The organism is Rhizobium sp. K102, from assembly GCF_022385315.1.
In the GTDB taxonomy this organism is placed as follows: Bacteria; Pseudomonadota; Alphaproteobacteria; order Rhizobiales; family Rhizobiaceae; genus Rhizobium; species Rhizobium croatiense.
On sequence record NZ_CP092436.1, the window covers coordinates 551,051 to 568,911 of the forward strand.

General features: G+C 61.2%; 15 protein-coding genes. 13 read left to right on the plus strand and 2 right to left on the minus strand.

The window, feature by feature from the left end; all coding sequences use genetic code 11:
• Positions 1 to 15: 15 nt before the first annotated feature.
• From MHI61_RS08605 to MHI61_RS08615, 3 genes are all read left to right on the plus strand, one after another.
• The gene (locus MHI61_RS08605; RefSeq protein ID WP_239791671.1) at positions 16 to 744 is read left to right on the plus strand and encodes an SDR family oxidoreductase; all 729 of its coding nucleotides are present in this window, start codon (positions 16 to 18) and stop codon (positions 742 to 744) included.
• Between the two features lie 23 nt (positions 745 to 767).
• Complete coding sequence (locus tag MHI61_RS08610) at positions 768 to 1,496, plus strand: SDR family oxidoreductase (RefSeq protein WP_239791672.1); 729 nt, start codon at positions 768 to 770, stop codon at positions 1,494 to 1,496.
• A gap of 370 nt (positions 1,497 to 1,866) precedes the next feature.
• Positions 1,867 to 2,976, plus strand: a complete 1,110-nt coding sequence (locus tag MHI61_RS08615; RefSeq protein WP_275593084.1) for a sulfite oxidase — start codon at positions 1,867 to 1,869, stop codon at positions 2,974 to 2,976.
• A 176-nt stretch (positions 2,977 to 3,152) separates the two neighbouring features.
• Here MHI61_RS08615 and carA read toward each other — a convergent pair whose 3' ends face one another.
• Positions 3,153 to 4,358, minus strand: coding sequence for a glutamine-hydrolyzing carbamoyl-phosphate synthase small subunit (gene carA, locus MHI61_RS08620; protein WP_239792808.1), 1,206 nt, complete (start codon positions 4,356 to 4,358; stop codon positions 3,153 to 3,155).
• 270 nt (positions 4,359 to 4,628) lie between these two features.
• Here carA and MHI61_RS08625 point away from each other — a divergent pair, with 270 nt between their 5' ends.
• Positions 4,629 to 5,081, plus strand: a complete 453-nt coding sequence (locus MHI61_RS08625) for a GatB/YqeY domain-containing protein (protein ID WP_077991780.1) — start codon at positions 4,629 to 4,631, stop codon at positions 5,079 to 5,081.
• A gap of 103 nt (positions 5,082 to 5,184) precedes the next feature.
• On the opposite strand, the gene MHI61_RS08630 is transcribed toward MHI61_RS08625, so the two are convergent.
• Entirely contained in the window at positions 5,185 to 6,072 is an 888-nt protein-coding gene (locus MHI61_RS08630) for a hypothetical protein (protein ID WP_239791674.1), read from the minus strand.
• Positions 6,073 to 6,742: 670 nt separating this feature from the next.
• Here MHI61_RS08630 and dnaG point away from each other — a divergent pair.
• From dnaG to MHI61_RS08675, 9 genes are all read left to right on the plus strand, one after another.
• Entirely contained in the window at positions 6,743 to 8,743 is a 2,001-nt protein-coding gene (gene dnaG / locus MHI61_RS08635) for a DNA primase (RefSeq protein WP_239791675.1), read from the plus strand.
• Positions 8,743 to 10,608, plus strand: a complete 1,866-nt coding sequence (recQ, locus tag MHI61_RS08640) for a DNA helicase RecQ (protein WP_239791676.1) — start codon at positions 8,743 to 8,745, stop codon at positions 10,606 to 10,608. Before dnaG ends, recQ begins: the two co-directional genes overlap by 1 nt.
• 105 nt (positions 10,609 to 10,713) lie before the next feature.
• Complete coding sequence (locus MHI61_RS08645; protein WP_239791677.1) at positions 10,714 to 11,901, plus strand: glycine C-acetyltransferase; 1,188 nt, start codon at positions 10,714 to 10,716, stop codon at positions 11,899 to 11,901.
• 179 nt (positions 11,902 to 12,080) lie between these two features.
• The gene (gene tdh, locus MHI61_RS08650) at positions 12,081 to 13,118 is read left to right on the plus strand and encodes an L-threonine 3-dehydrogenase (protein WP_239791678.1); all 1,038 of its coding nucleotides are present in this window, start codon (positions 12,081 to 12,083) and stop codon (positions 13,116 to 13,118) included.
• A 10-nt stretch (positions 13,119 to 13,128) separates the two neighbouring features.
• Positions 13,129 to 13,476, plus strand: a complete 348-nt coding sequence (locus MHI61_RS08655; RefSeq protein ID WP_222141424.1) for a GFA family protein — start codon at positions 13,129 to 13,131, stop codon at positions 13,474 to 13,476.
• A gap of 175 nt (positions 13,477 to 13,651) precedes the next feature.
• A complete protein-coding gene (locus MHI61_RS08660; protein WP_141507380.1) occupies positions 13,652 to 13,858 on the plus strand; it encodes a hypothetical protein in 207 nt (68 codons plus the stop codon).
• A 90-nt stretch (positions 13,859 to 13,948) separates the two neighbouring features.
• A complete protein-coding gene (gene rpoD, locus MHI61_RS08665) occupies positions 13,949 to 16,006 on the plus strand; it encodes an RNA polymerase sigma factor RpoD (protein WP_097664899.1) in 2,058 nt (685 codons plus the stop codon).
• Positions 16,007 to 16,367: 361 nt separating this feature from the next.
• Positions 16,368 to 16,661, plus strand: coding sequence for a GYD domain-containing protein (locus MHI61_RS08670; RefSeq protein WP_010033023.1), 294 nt, complete (start codon positions 16,368 to 16,370; stop codon positions 16,659 to 16,661).
• Positions 16,662 to 16,820: 159 nt separating this feature from the next.
• A complete protein-coding gene (locus tag MHI61_RS08675; RefSeq protein WP_345774864.1) occupies positions 16,821 to 17,861 on the plus strand; it encodes a DUF930 domain-containing protein in 1,041 nt (346 codons plus the stop codon).

Consider the following 17,861-nt stretch of genomic DNA (forward strand, 5'->3'; position numbering starts at 1 on the left):
TCGGAAGGATCAGCCATGTCGGACTTTACAGGAAAAACGGTAATCATCACCGGTGCTGGCAAGGGTATCGGTCGCGCCTGCGTTGAACTGCTCACCCACCGTGGCGCACGAATAGTAGCCTTGTCGCGTACGCAGGCCGATCTGGATGATCTTGCGGCAAAGTTCGGCGCGACGGTAATATCGGTCGATCTCGCCGACAATGCAGCAGCACGCGCCGCCATGAAGAAGGCGGGACTGGCAGACGCGCTGATCAATTGCGCGGGAACCAATGTGCTTGAAAGCGTCATCGATATGACGGAGGAGGGCTATGAGCAGGTCCTCGGCATTAACCTGCGGGCCGCGTTGATTTGTGCGCAGGAGTTCGCGCGGGCTCGCATTTCAAACGGAGGCGGCGGTACGATTGTGAATGTGACCTCGATTGCCGGACATCGGGGTTTCGTGGATCACGTGGCTTACGCCGCTTCGAAGGCGGGACTGGAAGGCGCGACACGTGTCATGGCCAAGGAACTCGGCGCCTATGGAATCCGGGTCAATGCAGTGGCGCCTACGGTTACTATGACGGAGCTTGCCGCCAAGGCGTGGTCCGAGCCTTCCAAACGTAACCCGATGATTGTTCGCCACCCGATGGCGCGTTTTGCAGCGGTCGACGATGTCGCGCGCTCGATCGCACTGCTTATTTCAGAGGACGCCCCGATGATCACCGGCGCAGTACTGCCAGTCGATGGCGGCTTCCTTGCTGTCTGAGAATCAAATGGCGAGACAATACGATGACTAAACTACTCGAAGGAAAGATCGCTGCGGTAACTGGCGCAGCTTCCGGTATCGGGCTGGCGACGACCCGTGCCCTGGTCGATGCCGGCGCCAAGGTCGTGATGGTCGACTACAACAGACAGGCGCTGGAAACGTACGCTGCCGAGTTCGGCGACGCCGTAGTCATGCAGGTAACCGATCTTCTGGACGCCGCAAGTTGTGCGGCCATGGTGCCGGAAATACTAGCAAAAGTCGATCACCTCGACATCCTGCACTGCAATGCAGGGTCCTACATTGGCGGGGATCTTATCAATACCGATACCGCGACAATCGATCGGATGCTGAATCTCAACGTGAACGCCGTCATGAAGAACGTCCGCGACATCGCTCCGCATATGATCGAGCGCGGGACCGGGGACATTTTGGTCACTTGCTCCGTAGCCGGCCATGCGCCGATCCAGTGGGAGCCGGTCTATTCCAGCTCCAAATGGGCGATTACCAGTTTCGTCCAGATCATGCGCCGGCAGTTGAAAAACCACGGCATCAGGGTCAGCCAGGTGTCGCCCGGCCCAGTCGTTTCCGCTCTGCTTGCCGATTGGCCCGCGGAAAACCTTGAGAAGGCAAAAGCCAATGGGAGTCTGATCGAGCCCTCAGCGGTCTCCGATGCCATCATCTTCATGCTGACCCGCCCGCGCAACATCACGATCCGGGACATGATTGTCTTGCCAACAAATTTCGACGTGTAGGTAAGGAATAACAAGTCGTTGCGGAAGCTCAGTTCCGGGCTTCACGTCAAAGGTTTGCGATCGCACCGGATTGTATTTCTGTCGACTAGGAATTCTCGTCGTCGCATCAAGTTGATCGGAACGACGCGATGTCCGCTTTTGCGACGCGCGGTCGATCTAGCAAACGTCCGACATGGGGCGCGAAAGAGACGTGAGGCGCATAGCAGCATTCGGGCCCTTTGAGGCCGTTCGAGGCCGATCCGAGGAACGTGCGGTGTGTGCTAGAATGGGGACGGAACGCGACAGACGCACTGCGAGGGGCGGTGTGATCGAACCGGAATTCGCGCGACCGAGTGCCAACGTTGTGCTCTTGGAAGGGGAGACGAGGACGATGCCGACACCAGAGCAACCCAGTCTAATAGTTCGACAGAAATCCCCACAGAACATCGAGTTTCCGTTTGCGTCACTCTCCGATTGGCTGATCCCAACCGAGCTGTTCTTCGTGCGAAACCATTTCCCGTCGCCGGAGCTCGACGCGCGAGACTGGAGATTGCGCGTTGGCGGGGCGGTGGAGCGGCCGATCGAACTTGACCTCGACAGCATCAAGGCGATGCGGAGCACGACATTCCCTGCCGTCGTCGAGTGCGCAGGGAACGGGCGCGTCTACTATGTGCCGCCGAAGGAGGGGTTGCAGTGGCAGAACGGAGCCGTCGGCAATGCCGCGTGGACAGGTGTTCCTCTACGCGAGATTTTAGAAATGGCGGGCGTTAAGCGAACCGCACGTGAGGTTCTGCTCGTAGGCGCAGACAGCGGCGTCGTCGACACGAACAAGAAAACGGCTTCTCCAGGCCCCATCGCTTTTGCGCGCAGTTTGCCGCTTGAGAAGGCCATCGCTGACAGCACGATCCTTGCCTATTCGATGAACGAGGAGCCGTTGACGCGCGATCACGGCTACCCGCTGCGCGCGGTCGTGGGTGGCTGGTTCGGCATGGCGTGGGTCAAGTGGATCACGCATATCACGGTTGTGGAGCAACCGTTCCTTGGCTACTGGCAGGCGCGCGACTATTTCCGTTGGGAGCGCAGCCTCGGGGAACCCAGGCTCGTCCCCCTCGCGGAAATGGAGGTCAAAGCGCAGATCGCGCGTCCTGTGCAGGGCGCGCGCCTCGTCGCCGGCCAACCGTATCGGATTTTCGGAGCCGCCTGGAGCGGAGAGGCTGCTATCCGGCAGGTGCAGGTCTGCACCGGAGATGGCAGGGGCTGGCGCGAGGGAAGGCTCCTCGAAACAGAACGTCCCTTCGCATGGCGCTTGTGGGAGTACATGTGGACCCCTGAAGAAGCGGGGCGATATATACTGCGATGTCGCGCGATCGATAGTGCGGGGTGCGTGCAGCCCGACCTCCAGCGTTCCGACTGCGAGAGCTACGCGGCCAATTGGATCGTTCCGGTGGAGGTTACGGTCGTTCCCGAGCCACAGACGTACGAGGAGGAATTCGTGATCTAATCACCCGCATGCGGCGGAATGGCGGCTTTGAGGGCGCAAAGCAGCCTTATTCTTCTATAGCGGAAAAAGACCGCTTCGGCAGATAGCGGTCCTTCCTCTTCAAGATCCAAGAGATTCCACATCACGTTAATGCCTGCCGGTTTAGCAGGCCTTTGCGAAATCGGCAGTTCTTGAAATCAGCGTTCGGCGAGCGCCGGTTCGCCCTTCTTCTCGCGCACCATGTTGATGAAGCGGCGGAAGAGATAGTGGCTGTCCTGCGGGCCGGGGGAGGCTTCCGGATGGTGCTGGACGGAGAAGACCTGCTTGCCGAGCACGCGCAGGCCGCAATTGGTGCCGTCGAAAAGCGAAATATGAGTCTCTTCAACGCCATCGGGCAACGACTTCGAGTCGACCGCGAAGCCATGGTTCATCGAGACGATCTCGACCTTGCCGGTCGTGTGATCCTTGACGGGATGGTTGGCACCGTGATGACCCTGGTGCATCTTCTCAGTCTTGGCGCCGAGGGCGAGGCCGAGCATCTGATGGCCGAGGCAGATGCCGAAGACCGGGATATCGGTCTTAACAAGCGTCTTGATCACGGGCACGGCATATTCGCCGGTCGCCGCCGGATCGCCCGGGCCGTTCGACAGGAAGATACCGTCCGGCTGCATGGCGAGCACGTCTTCGGCGCTCGTTGTCGCCGGCACGACGGTCACCTTACAGTCGAGGCCGGCAAACAGGCGCAGAATGTTGCGCTTGACGCCGTAGTCGAGGCAGACGACGTGATACATGGCATCGGCCGCACCGAGCTCGCCGTAACCTTCGTTCCAGATCCACGGCGTCTGGGTCCATTGCGAGGACTGGCCCGACGTGGCGATCTTGGCGAGGTCGAGGCCTTCGAGGCCGCTCCAGGCCTTGGCTTCGGCCTTCAGCCTCTCGATGTCGAAGACGCCGTTCGGATCGTGGGCGATCACTGCGTTCGGAGCGCCGTTCTCGCGGATCCAGGCGGTCAGTGCGCGGGTGTCGATGCCGCAGAGACCGATGATGCCGCGCGCCTTCAGCCATTGGTCGAGATGTTTGGCGGCGCGGTAGTTCGAGGGTTCGGTGATATCGGCCTTGAAGATGACGCCGACAGCGCCGTGGCGGGCGGCAGGCGTCAGATCTTCGATGTCCTCATCGTTGGTGCCGATATTGCCGATATGGGGAAAGGTGAAGGTGACGATTTGGCCGAGGTAGGAAGGGTCGGTCATGATCTCTTCGTAGCCGGTCAGCGCCGTGTTGAAGACGACCTCGGCCTGGACCTTGCCGGTGGCGCCGATGCCCTTGCCTTCGATCACCGTGCCGTCGGCAAGAACGAGCAGGGCGGTCGGCTTTTCGATTGTCCAGGGTGCTGTCGCGGTCATCTTCATCCCGTTTCCGGCGGCCGATGCGCGTTGCCGCGCTCGCTGCCATTTGATCTCGCAGGCGTGTGGACGCGGCAATGCCGCGCGCTTCAGGCCTGATCACGAATTTTGGTGCAGGTGGCGGTAGATAGCCACGCAATCGCTGAGCGTCAATCTTTGTAACCGGGATTGCGGCCGTTTTCCTGCGCTTTATCGCGCCGATCGCGCAATTTATTTGATCCCCCGCATCAGCGTGGTTTATGAAGCGGCATCAAAAACGGAGAAAAGACCATGCTGCGCGATCAACTCGCCACCCAGCTGAAAGAGGCGATGAAGGCCAAGGATTCGGAGCGGCTTTCCACCGTCCGGCTGATTCAGGCCGCGATCAAGGATCGCGATATCGCCAATCGCGGCGCCGGCAAGGAGCAGGCGAGCGACGACGAGATCCTGCAGATTCTCGCCAAGATGGTGAAGCAGCGCGACGAATCGGCAAAGATCTACGAGGAGAATTCCCGGCCGGAACTCGCCGCCAAGGAGCGCGCCGAAATCACCGTCATCCAGGATTTCATGCCGAAGCAGCTTTCGGAGAGCGAAGTGCGCGCCAACGTTTCGGCGATCATCGCCGAGACCGGTGCCGTCGGCGCCAAGGACATGGGCAAGGTGATGGCCGCGCTCAAGGAGCGTTATGCCGGCCAGATGGATTTCGCCAAGGCGTCCGCGACCGTCAAGGAACTGTTGAACTAAAGCGTGTCGCGATCTTTGATTCGCTTGTCACGCTTTAGGTCTTTGTTTTCACGCATGTCTTTATCGCAAAACCGCTGCACACTTTTGCGAGACATGCTCTAATTCAGACCACGCGTCTTGCCTGCGGTTCGATCAGGACCGCAGGTCCGAGCACCGCCTCGGCGGCGACGTCGACGATGGCGAATTTCGCAGCCTGATAATTCCAGTATTCAAGGATGAAGCGGCGCGACAGCCAGAAGTCGCCCTTGCGGGACGGTTCGGTCCAGCCGACGCTTTCCATGGTTGCGGCCTGCGTCAGAAGCCGCTTCAGGTGCGTGTTCGATATCATGAATTGGTCGCGGATTTCCCGCAGCGACAGGGGGCCGACCGCGACGCGCTCGGCCGTCCGGGGAAATTCGGGAAGGCGCGAGATCAGGTAGTCCATCACCAGCCCGCCGGAATTTGCCCAGTTGAAGAGGTTGAAGGTGGGGCCCGGACTGCGCACCGCCTGGCTTCCGATGATTGCTTTTGCGATGCGGGGCTGGATCGCTGCCATCATCGCCACGGGATCGGCGGCGATCCTGTCGGCGCGCTTACCGCCGTCGAGGCTGTCGAGGATCATCATGTGGGTGACGAGCCATCGGGTGAAATGCTGCTCGGCGATTTCGGTGGGTTCCAGATAGCGTGTGCGCTTGTCGGCACCAGGAGCCGGACGCAGGAAGCGATAGGCCAGCATTTCCTGCATGAAGGCCGCTGCCGTGTTGCGGCTGGCGATGTCGTTCTTGACCGCAAAATCGATGAAGCGGCCGGAATAGAGGCCGCTCTTTTCATAGTCGGGATGGCCATAATGAAGCGCAAAGCCGGCATGGGCCATCAGCCAGCGCTGCTGTGCGGCGAAAATCGAGGCGATGCGCGGGCTCTCACGATAGATCGTGAGCATCTGATCGGCGCAGTGGAGGATTGCCGCGAGAAAGCGACCGTCTGCTGCAAGAGTTTCAGCGGTAAAGGCCATGGGGAAGGAGTCCAGGAAATTCGGCGCATACTTCCTTCACGCACGCGCCTGATGTCAACGGTTTTGTCAATAATCGGTTAATTTCAAAAGGGAATTTGTATCAGGGCAAGCCAAAAAATTAAGAAGGCAGGAGCTGGGGGCGCTCCTGCCTTCTTGCACTTTGCTTCCGCCGGCAGCAGGGCCGAAGCCCAAGCCGGAGGCTATTTGCAAAGGCACCCTTGCGAAGCGGCGCCGGGGGTAGGGATGGTGCTTCGCTCGGGGATCGCTTTGTTGAGATCGAACTTATTGCGGAGCGGCGGGCTGTTCAAATTACAAAAAAATAATGATTGCCGAAAATGTCGGTTTTGGAGATGTCGAAGCGGAGGCTCGGATGGCGCTGCAAAGAGCAGAGCGGACCGTGATAGAGGGTGATAATAATTTGTTTTCAAACGATTTATTTGAGGCTCATGGGAGATGGCCGCCTTTGCCGAAGCTTGCGCGAGGGCGGAACTCTGGTTCCCCGAAGACAATAATGTCGCACCCCTGTCGCAGGGGCGGTAACGTGTTTTTGATTGGATAAGCGACGCAATCAGGGACGCGTGCACTTGCCTGTGAATAGCGGGTTTTCCTGACAAGTTTCGTGGCATGGCGCGGCAAAGCAGCTTATATGGAGGCTGGCCAAGAGGTATAAATGCGCTTTTCCAACACCTTTCTCGATGAGATCCGTGACCGCGTTCCAATTTCGAACGTGATCGCGCGCCGTGTGAGCTGGGACAAGCGCAAGACCAACGTGTCGCGCGGCGATTACTGGGCCTGCTGCCCGTTCCACGGCGAGAAATCACCGAGCTTTCACTGCGAGGACCGGAAGGGCCGCTATCACTGCTTCGGCTGCGGCGTCACCGGTGACCATTTCCGCTTCCTCACCGAGCTCGAAGGCCTGAGTTTTCCCGAGGCGGTGCAGCAGATCGCCGATATGGCCGGCGTGCCGATGCCGCTTGCCGATCCTGTCATGGAAAAGCGCGAGAAGGAGCGCGGCTCGCTGATCGACGTCATGGAAATGGCGACGGCCTTTTTCCAGGATCAGTTGCAGACCGCCAATGGCGCCAAGGCGCGCGCCTATCTGCGCGATCGCGGGCTGACGGGGCGCACCATCGAGACCTTCCGCCTCGGTTATGCGCCCGACAGCCGCAATGCGCTCAAGGAATTCCTTGCCGGCAAGGGGGTCTCGAAGGAGCAGATCGAAGCCTGCGGCCTCGTCGTTCATGAAAACGTGCCGGTGTCCTACGATCGCTTCCGCGACCGCATCATGTTCCCGATCCTTTCGTCGCGGGAAAAGGTGATCGCCTTCGGCGGCCGCGCCATGTCATCAGACGCGCCGGCGAAATACCTGAACTCGAACGAGACGGAGCTCTTCCACAAGGGCAATGTTCTCTACAATTTCGCCCGCGCGCGCCGCGCGATCCAGGGGCCTGGCCGCGGCGATCAGCAGGACGACAATGCGAGCGGCACCATCATTGCCGTCGAAGGTTATATGGACGTGATCGCGCTCCATCAGGCGGGCGTCGAGAACGCCGTTGCGCCGCTCGGCACCGCACTTACCGAAAACCAGCTCGAGCTGCTCTGGAAGATGGTGCCGCAGCCGGTGCTCTGCTTCGACGGCGACGGCGCCGGCATCCGTGCGGCCAATCGCGCCGCTGAACTGGCGTTGCCGCACTTGAAGCCCGGCCGCTCCGTCCGCTTCGCGCTGCTGCCCGACGGCAAGGATCCTGATGATCTCGTGCGCGACGAGGGCCGCGCGCCGTTCGACAAGGTGATGAGCCAGGCAAAGCCGCTTTCGGAGATGCTGTGGAGCCGGGAGATCAACACCGGCAAGTTCGACACGCCCGAGGCGCGCGCCGAGCTCGAGGCGCGGCTGAAGCAGCTTGTGGCCGTCATCGCCGACGAGAATGTGCGCCGTCATTATCAGCAGGATATTCGCGACCGGCTGAACGCTTTCTTCCAGCCGCAGTTCCAGAACCGCAACAATGGCGAGCGGCGCGGTTTCGGCGGCAATTCGCGGAACGGCCGCGACAATCCGGGCAAGGCGGGGCCGAAAAGCCCGAGCCTCATTTCCGACCGGCTTGCCCGCTCGGGCCCTGTCCGGGGCCACCGGGACAATACGGCGCTGCGCGAAAGCGTGCTGGCGCTCACCATCGTCAATCATCCGGCGCTGATGATCGACGATTATGACGAGATCGCCGCGATCGAATATGACAGCCGCGAGCTGCAACGGCTCTGGTCGGCGGTGCTTGGCGCAGCGGCCGCCGTTGCCGGCCCGCATCTGACGCGCGACTATCTGACCGAACGGCTGGAATTCGAGGGCTTCGGCCCGCTGATCAAGAGCCTCGACCAGCAGGTGCGCAACGCCAGACTCTGGACGGCGACCGAGGAGGCGGCGATGGAGGATGCACGTGAGGGTTACCGCCAGGCGCTCGCCTTCCACAAACGGGCGAAGGCGCTGCGCCGGCAGAAGATGGAGCTCGAACGCGAGATTGCGCTGGCCACCGAAGCCGGCGACGGCGAGGCGATCGTTCAGCTGATACGGGCCCAGCAGGAAGTGCATCTGGAAGGCGTACGCCTTGAGAACCAGGAGGCGATCATCGACGGCTTCGGCGTGCTTTCCGGCCGCGTCAAAGGGGCGGCGAACCACTGATGTCGCTGACCGAACGGAACGAAGCTGGCTTTTCCGCCTCCGATGCGCTGTTTTCCGCCGGCCGCTCGCCACTCGAGGTGCTGAAGCAGGTCTATGGCTATTCCTCCTTCCGCGGCAAGCAGCAGCAGGTGGTCGAGCACGTCGTGTCAGGCGGCGATGCGGTCGTGCTCTTTCCGACAGGTGCGGGCAAATCGCTATGCTTCCAGATCCCGGCGCTCTGCCGCGAGGGCGTCGGCATCGTTGTTTCGCCGCTAATTGCGCTGATGCGCGATCAGGTGGAGGCGATGAAGCAGCTCGGCATTCGTGCTGCCGCACTCAATTCGTCGCTGTCGCGCGAGGAATTCGTCGAGGTCCGCCGCGCGCTTTCGGGCGGCAAGCTCGACCTTCTCTACGTCACGCCGGAGCGCATCCTGACCGACGGCTTCCGCGAGCTGATCGCCAATGAGAAGATCGCGCTGTTTGCCATCGACGAGGCCCATTGCGTCTCGCAGTGGGGCCATGATTTCCGGCCGGAATATCGCGAGCTCGGCCGGCTCGGCGAGCAATATCCCGGTGTTCCCAGAATAGCGCTGACGGCAACAGCCGATCCGCATACGCGCGACGATATCGTCGAGCGGCTGGGGCTCGACGCTGCCGAGATCTTCACCACCAGCTTCGACCGGCCCAATATCAGCTATGAGATCGTCGAGCGCGATCAGCCGCGCCAGCAGCTTCTGCGCTTCCTCTCCGACCATAAGGGCGACAGCGGCATCGTCTATTGCCTGTCGCGCGCCAAAGTCGAGGACACGGCCGACTGGCTGAACGGGCAGGGGGTTCGTGCACTGCCTTATCATGCCGGCATGGACCGAGCGCTTCGTGACGCCAATCAGGATGCCTTCCTGAAGGAAGAGAGCCTCTGCCTGGTTGCCACCGTCGCCTTCGGCATGGGCATCGACAAACCGAACGTGCGTTATGTCGCCCATCTCGACCTGCCGGGTTCGGTGGAAGCCTATTACCAGGAGACCGGGCGCGCCGGCCGCGACGGCCTGCCGTCGGAGGTCTGGATGGCCTATGGCATGGCCGACGTCATTCAGCGCCGCCGGATGATCGACGAGGGCAATGCCGCCGCGGAGATCAAGCGCGTCGAGCGCGCCAAGCTCAATGCCTTGCTGGCGATCTGCGAGACCGCCTCCTGCCGCCGGCAGGCGATCCTGGCCCATTTCGGGGAAGCACATGCCGGCCAGTGCGGCAATTGCGACACCTGCCTGAAGCCGGTCGAGACCTGGGAGGGCACGGAAGCAGCGATCAAGGCGCTGGCCGCCGTCTATCGCACCGGCGAGCGTTTCGGCGCCGGCCACGTCATCGACGTGCTCGTCGGCAATGTCAACGAGAAGACTGAGCGTTTCGGCCATGTCGATATGCCCGTCTTCGGCGCCGGCAAGGACATTCCGGCGCGGACCTGGCAATCCGTCTGCCGGCAACTGCTCGCCATGGGGCTGATCCGGGTCGATCACGAGGCCTATGGGGCGCTGAAATTGGAGCCGGAAGCGCGCGCCGTCTTCAAGCACGAGCGACAGGTATTCTTCCGCAAGGACCGGCCTGCCTCGGAACGGCGCACGAAGAAGGCGGAACGCAGCGAGCGCAAATCGGCCTTGTCGGGCGCCGACGGCAGCCTCTTCGAGGCGTTGCGGGCCGAGCGCACGGCGATCGCCAAATCGCTCGGCGTGCCGCCCTATGTCGTCTTTCCCGATACGACGCTGATCGCCTTTGCCACCGAACGGCCGCGCAGCCGCAAGGAACTGCTGGCCATATCCGGCGTCGGTCAGGCGAAGCTCGAGCGCTATGGCGACGCCTTCCTGGAGATCATCCTGGCGCATGACGACTGAGCGGACCGGCCGGTGTTCTTCTCGATCTCGGCCCAGCGCTGAAGAAGACAAGCCGGCGGCGATATGCTAACCCGGAAGCTATAAAAACATCAGGAAGGGCCGCCCATGACCTCGCCATTTCTCTCCCATCTTCGCGCCGAGATTTCGGCGCTGAAGGATGCCGGGCTCTATAAGTCCGAACGGGTCATCAGCTCCAAGCAGGCGGGCGAGATTGCGATTTCTAGCGGCGAGCGGGTGCTGAATTTCTGCGCCAACAACTATCTCGGCCTTGCCGACAACGAGGAACTGGCCGAGGCCGGCAAAAAGGCGCTCGACCGCTACGGTTACGGCATGGCTTCGGTGCGCTTCATCTGCGGCACGCAGGAGGAGCATAAGCAGCTCGAGACGCGCATCTCCTCCTTCCTCGGCATGGAGGACACCATCCTCTATTCCTCCTGCTTCGACGCCAATGGCGGCCTGTTCGAGACGCTGCTTTCCGAGGAGGACGCGATCATCTCGGATGCGCTGAACCACGCCTCGATCATCGACGGCGTCAGGCTGTCGAAGGCCAAGCGCTTCCGCTACGCCAATAACGACATGGCGGCGCTCGAAGAGGAATTGAAGAAGGCCGAAGGCAGCCGCTTCAAGCTGATCGCCACTGACGGCGTCTTCTCGATGGACGGCATCATCGCCAATCTCCGCGGCGTCTGCGATCTCGCCGAGAAATACGGCGCCATGGTCATGGTCGATGACAGCCATGCGGTCGGCTTCGTCGGCAGGCACGGCCGCGGCTCGCCCGAACATTGTGGCGTCGAGGGCCGGATCGACATCATCACCGGCACACTCGGCAAGGCGCTCGGCGGCGCCTCGGGCGGTTATACCGCGGCGAAAGCCGAGGTCGTCGAATGGCTGCGGCAGCGCTCGCGCCCCTATCTGTTCTCGAATACGCTGGCGCCGGTCATTGCGGCTGCCTCGCTGAAAGTGTTCGACCTGATTGAGAATGGTGATGCCTTGCGCAAGCGCCTTTCCGACAATGCCGATCTCTTCCGCACCGAAATGACCAAGCTCGGCTTCACGCTCGCCGGCGAAGGCCATCCGATCATTCCCGTCATGCTTGGCGACGCCAAGCTCGCCCAAGACATGGCAGGTCTGATGCTGAAGAAGGGCATTTACGTGATCGGCTTTTCCTTCCCGGTCGTGCCGAAGGGCCAGGCCCGCATCCGCACGCAGATGTCGGCCGCGCATTCGAGGCAGGATGTGGAGCGGGCGATTGCGGCCTTTGCCGAGGCAGGGCGGGAATTGGGTGTGATTTGAGGATTGGGGGATTGCCCCTCACCCTAACCCTCTCCCCGTAAGCGGGGCGAGGGGACGTGCCCCGCGAGAGGTAGATGGGGACGGAGAGGTTGCGGCGTGTCTCCTTCGCCCCGCTGGCGGAGAGAAGGTGCCGGCAGGCGGATGAGGGGCCGGAATAGGCATGACCAAGGGATACTGATATGTCGAACATGATGAAGGCGCTGGTCAAGGCAAAGCCCGAGGTCGGGCTCTGGATGGAGAATGTGCCGGTGCCGGAGGTCGGGCCGAACGATGTGCTGATCCGGGTGAAGAAATCGGCGATCTGCGGCACCGACGTCCATATCTGGAACTGGGACCAGTGGGCGCAGAAGACCATTCCGGTGCCGATGGTCGTCGGCCATGAATTTTGCGGCGAGATCGCCGAGATCGGCTCGGCGGTCACCCGCTATCATGTCGGCGAACGCGTCTCCGGCGAGGGACATATCGTCTGCGGCAAGTGCCGCAACTGCCGGGCGGGCAGGGGGCATCTCTGCCGCAATACGCTCGGCGTCGGCGTCAACCGGCCGGGTTCGTTCGGCGAGTTCGTCTGCATTCCCGAAAGCAATGTCGTGCCGATCCCGGACGATATTTCCGATGAGATCGCCGCGATCTTCGATCCGTTCGGCAATGCCGTGCACACCGCACTCTCCTTCGATCTCGTCGGCGAGGACGTGCTCGTCACCGGCGCCGGGCCGATCGGCATCATGGGGGCGCTCGTCGCCAAGCGTTCCGGCGCCCGCAAGGTCGTCATCACCGATATCAATCCGCATCGGCTGGATCTGGCGCGCAAGCTCGGCATCGACCACGTCGTCGACGCCTCGAAGGAAAATCTCGCCGACGTGATGAAGGCGATCGGCATGACCGAGGGGTTCGACGTCGGGCTGGAAATGTCGGGGGCTGCACCCGCCTTCCGCGACATGATCGACAAGATGAACAATGGCGGCAAGATCGCCATTCTCGGCATTGCGCCGGCGGGCTTCGAGATCGACTGGAACAAGGTGATCTTCAAGATGCTCAATCTCAAGGGCATTTACGGCCGCGAGATGTTCGAGACCTGGTACAAGATGATCGCCTTCGTCCAGGGCGGCCTCGATCTCGCACCCCTTATTACCCATCGCATCAAGATCGACGATTTCCGCGAGGGCTTCGAGGCGATGCGGTCGGGCAACTCCGGCAAAGTCGTCATGGATTGGATGTGAGGAGGACGAGATGATTTATCAAGGAAGCTGCCATTGCGGCAACATCGGTTTCGAGGTCGAGGGCGAGTTCAGCGAGGCGCTCGACTGCAACTGTTCGCTCTGCCGTCGGCGCGGCGGGCTTCTGGCCTTCGTGCCGCGCGAGAAGCTGGTGCTGAAGACGCCGGACGAGAACATCTCGACCTATACTTTCAACAGGCATGTCATCCGCCATCACTTCTGCGCCAAGTGCGGTATTGCGCCCTTCGGCGAGGCGGTGGGCCCGAACGGCGCTGCCATGGCGTCGATCAATCTGCGCTGCATTCCCGCGATCGATCTCGGCGCGCTGAAGGTGACGGCCTATGACGGTGCCGCGCATTAGAAACAGAGCGCCTGCCCGGAGCCGGGGAATAGACTGCCGTCAAAACTGTAAAAGCGGCCGAAACAACCGCTGCGGCGGGCAAAATCCATGCTGCCCTTGTCTTTTGTTCGACGCTTCTTAAATAAGGTTCGCAATCGCAGCCGCGGTTCAAAGCCTGTGGATAAGGCTTTTTCCGATGATTCGTGAGCTTTTTTTCTGGAAAAGCTTGACGAGAACAAAAAATGTGGGAATCACCGTTCGACTTGTTGAAACGGTGAACTGGGTCAAGGCGGATCGCGCAACCATGGCCGGAAATCCAAAAGCAAAAAAGCTTTGCTGTCCGGTGCCGGCGATCGTGGTTAATCAGGCTTTAAATGTCATCCCGTTAGGTGGGCAAAGGTGATTCTCAGGGCGGCGCGCGCGACGCGTCCAGCCCTGAGGCGGCCCATTCACCGTAGCGAGATTGGATAGCGTCAGGAAGGCGACGATATAAATGGCAACCAAGGTCAAAGAGAACGAAGACGCGGAAGTCGAACGCGACGGCGCAAGCGACGGCCCTCTTCTCGATCTTTCCGACGACGCGGTCAAGAAGATGATCAAGGCCGCCAAGAAGCGCGGCTATGTGACGATGGATGAGCTCAACGCCGTCCTGCCGTCCGAGGAAGTGACGTCCGAGCAGATCGAAGACACGATGTCGATGCTGTCGGACATGGGCATCAACGTCATCGAGGACGAAGAAGCCGAGGAAGCCGGCGCTTCCGGCGGCGGCGATGACGATGATGCCGGCGGCGACGAGGACAGCGAAGGCGGCGAACTCGCGCCTTCCGGCGGCACCGCGCTTGCGACCGCCAAGAAGAAAGAACCGACCGACCGTACCGACGATCCGGTGCGCATGTATCTGCGCGAGATGGGCTCGGTCGAGCTTCTCTCCCGCGAGGGCGAAATCGCCATCGCCAAGCGCATCGAGGCCGGCCGCGAGACGATGATCGCGGGCCTCTGCGAGAGCCCGCTGACCTTCCAGGCGCTGATCATCTGGCGCGACGAACTCAACGAAGGCACGACGCTGTTGCGCGAGATCATCGATCTCGAAACCACCTATTCCGGCCCTGAGGCCAAGGCGGCGCCGCAGTTCCAGAGCCCCGAGAAGATCGAGGCCGACCGCAAGGCCGCCGAGGAGAAGGAAAAGACCCGCCGCGCCCGTTCCGGCGACGACGACATCACCGATGTCGGCGGCGAAGGCCTGCCTCCCGAGGAGGAGGAAGAGGACGAGGACGAATCCAACCTCTCGCTGGCGGCGATGGAAGCCGAGCTTCGCCCGCAGGTGATGGAGACGCTCGATACGATCGCCGAGACCTACAAGAAGCTGCGCAAGCTGCAGGACCAGCAGGTCGAGCAGCGCCTGTCGGCGTCCGGCACGCTGTCGACCGCCCAGGAGCGCCGCTACAAGGAGCTCAAGGACGAGCTCATCAAGGCCGTCAAGTCGCTGTCGCTCAACCAGAACCGCATCGATGCCCTGGTCGAGCAGCTCTACGACATCAACAAGCGCCTCGTCTCCAACGAAGGCCGCCTGCTGCGTCTGGCCGAATCCTACGGCGTCAAGCGCGACAGCTTCCTGGAACAGTATCAGGGCGCCGAGCTCGATCCGAACTGGATGAAGTCGATCGGCAATCTGGCCGCCCGCGGCTGGAAGGAATTCGCCAAGGGCGAAAACACGACGATCCGCGACATCCGTCAGGAAATCCAGAATCTGGCGACCGAGACCGGCATTTCGATTTCGGAATTCCGCCGCATCGTCCACATGGTGCAGAAGGGCGAGCGCGAAGCGCGCATCGCCAAGAAGGAAATGGTCGAAGCGAACCTTCGCCTCGTCATCTCCATCGCCAAGAAGTACACGAACCGCGGCCTGCAGTTCCTCGACCTCATTCAGGAAGGCAATATCGGCCTGATGAAGGCGGTCGACAAGTTCGAATACCGCCGCGGCTACAAGTTCTCGACCTATGCCACCTGGTGGATCCGTCAGGCGATCACCCGGTCGATCGCCGACCAGGCCCGCACGATCCGCATTCCGGTGCACATGATCGAGACGATCAACAAGATCGTCCGCACCTCGCGCCAGATGCTGCACGAGATCGGCCGCGAACCGACGCCGGAAGAACTCGCCGAAAAGCTCGCCATGCCGCTCGAAAAGGTCCGTAAGGTCCTGAAGATCGCCAAGGAGCCGATTTCGCTCGAAACCCCTGTTGGTGACGAAGAGGATTCGCATCTCGGCGATTTCATCGAGGACAAGAACGCGCTGCTGCCGATCGACGCGGCCATCCAGGCGAACCTGCGCGAGACGACCACCCGCGTTCTCGCCTCGCTGACGCCGCGCGAAGAACGCGTGCTGCGCATGCGCTTCGGCATCGGCATGAACACCGACCATACGCTCGAAGAAGTCGGCCAGCAGTTCTCGGTCACCCGCGAACGTATCCGCCAGATCGAAGCGAAGGCGCTGCGCAAGCTCAAGCATCCGAGCCGTTCGCGCAAGCTGCGCTCGTTCCTCGACAGCTAAGCTTCGATGACATCTTGATGGGAATGCCGGGCTTTATGCCCGGCTCGGCCTGCCGACGAAGCCGGCCAACTCTTCTTTCGTCATGCTCGGGCTTGTGTCCCAAGCATCTGCCTCCGTTTCGCAGGGCAGCAGATCCTCGGCACAAGGCCGAGGATGACGCCAGGTGGCGAGCGAGGTTTATCATCAAACAGAGCCGGGCTTTACGCCCGGCTTTTGCTTTTGTGATTAACACCAATGATCCCGGCGGCTTTCTTGTCCCTGTCTGGTGACAGGGCTATAATCCGGCCACGGGGAAAGGATCGATCGCGACACACGCGAGATCGTATGCCTGCGTGAGCGATCCTCCGTCGGGAGGTGCGACATGACCACTTACATTCTTTTGATCGATTGGACTGACCAAGGCATCCGTACTGTTCGCGACTCGACAAAACGGCTGGACGCGGCGAAGAAACTGCTCGCCGGCGTCGGCGGCTCCATCAACCAGTTCTACCTGACGATGGGCGGACACGACATGGTCGCCGTCTGCGAGGCGCCCGATGATGCGGTGATGGCGCATTTTACGCTGTCGCTCGCCATGGCGGGCAATGTCCGCACCGAGACTCTAAAGGCGTTCCCGGAGGCTGCCTATCGGGATCTCATCGGCTCGCTCGGCTGACTACTGCCCAAGCCAGTTCGGATATACCAAGGCACGGCTCTCCGGAGACCGCGTGGCGCTGAATGATGATGGCCTGCCGGCCAATCGTTGCGGCAGCGATCACGCGGTTTTTTGTATTTGTGGCTTGATGCTGCCGGCTTTAAAGGCCACATCGCTGCTGTGACAGAAGAAGACGTCGAACCGGCAGAAGCGCACGAAGCGGCAAAACAGCGGCCTGAAATCGGCTGGGGTGTCGGCGCGTCCGTGCTTCTGCATGTGCCGCTCATCGCCCTTTTGATTTTCGGACTGCCGAAGATCGAGCCGAAGCCTCCTGAAGACGAGAGCGTGAAGGTGGAGCTCGTTCCGCCGCCGGAGGCGAAGAAGCCGGAAGAGAAAAAGCCCGAGGAGAAGCCGAAAGAGGAACAAAAGCCCCAACAGCAGGCAAAGGCTGAGCCACCGCCTCCGCCACCTGCGCCTAGATCACCTCCGCCGCCCGCCCGGGTGAAAGGGATGACACCTGTTTTCGAGTTTGGAGACAAAGACAGCGGGCCGACGAAGACCGCAAATGGCAATGCATCGGAGGGCGAAATGGACAATACCCCTGTCCCTCCGCCAGCCTCGTCGGGGGAGGCGCAGCCGGAACATTTGCCGGACACCGCGAAGTCGACAAGACCTGTCGATCAGCCTCCAGGTAAACCAATTCCCAAAGAGGTGAATCTGCCGGAGATTGCGCCTGCTGCCATCCACCCAGAACGGGATGCGCCGGCCCCATCGAGCGAAGAGGCGCGGACGAGCTTCGAGACTGAGAAGCCAGCGACCAAGCCGGCGACGCAGTCGGATCAGATGTCTAAGACGTCGTTACCGGAAGTGAAGACGTTATTTTCGCGGTATGCGACCGACGACCCGGTGGCACGAACAGCATTGGGCAATATGTCGCGTGGCGAACGGATGAATGATTTATGCACGACGGAGTTGACGCAACAAATCGAACACGTGTCGCCGAAATATCGGGGTCCGGAGATTCCTCGCTATCGGCCATTTACCAATCAGACAATCATTCAGGTGCTGGAGACGGGACGGTTCAGGGTAGACGGCAATTGGTACAGCGTGCAGTTCGAATGCGAGGTTGATGCCGATGCCACAAAAATTCTGTCGTTCGCCTTCAAACTCGGCGGATTGATTCCTCGTAGCCAATACGCGAAGTACAAGATACGCGAGTAG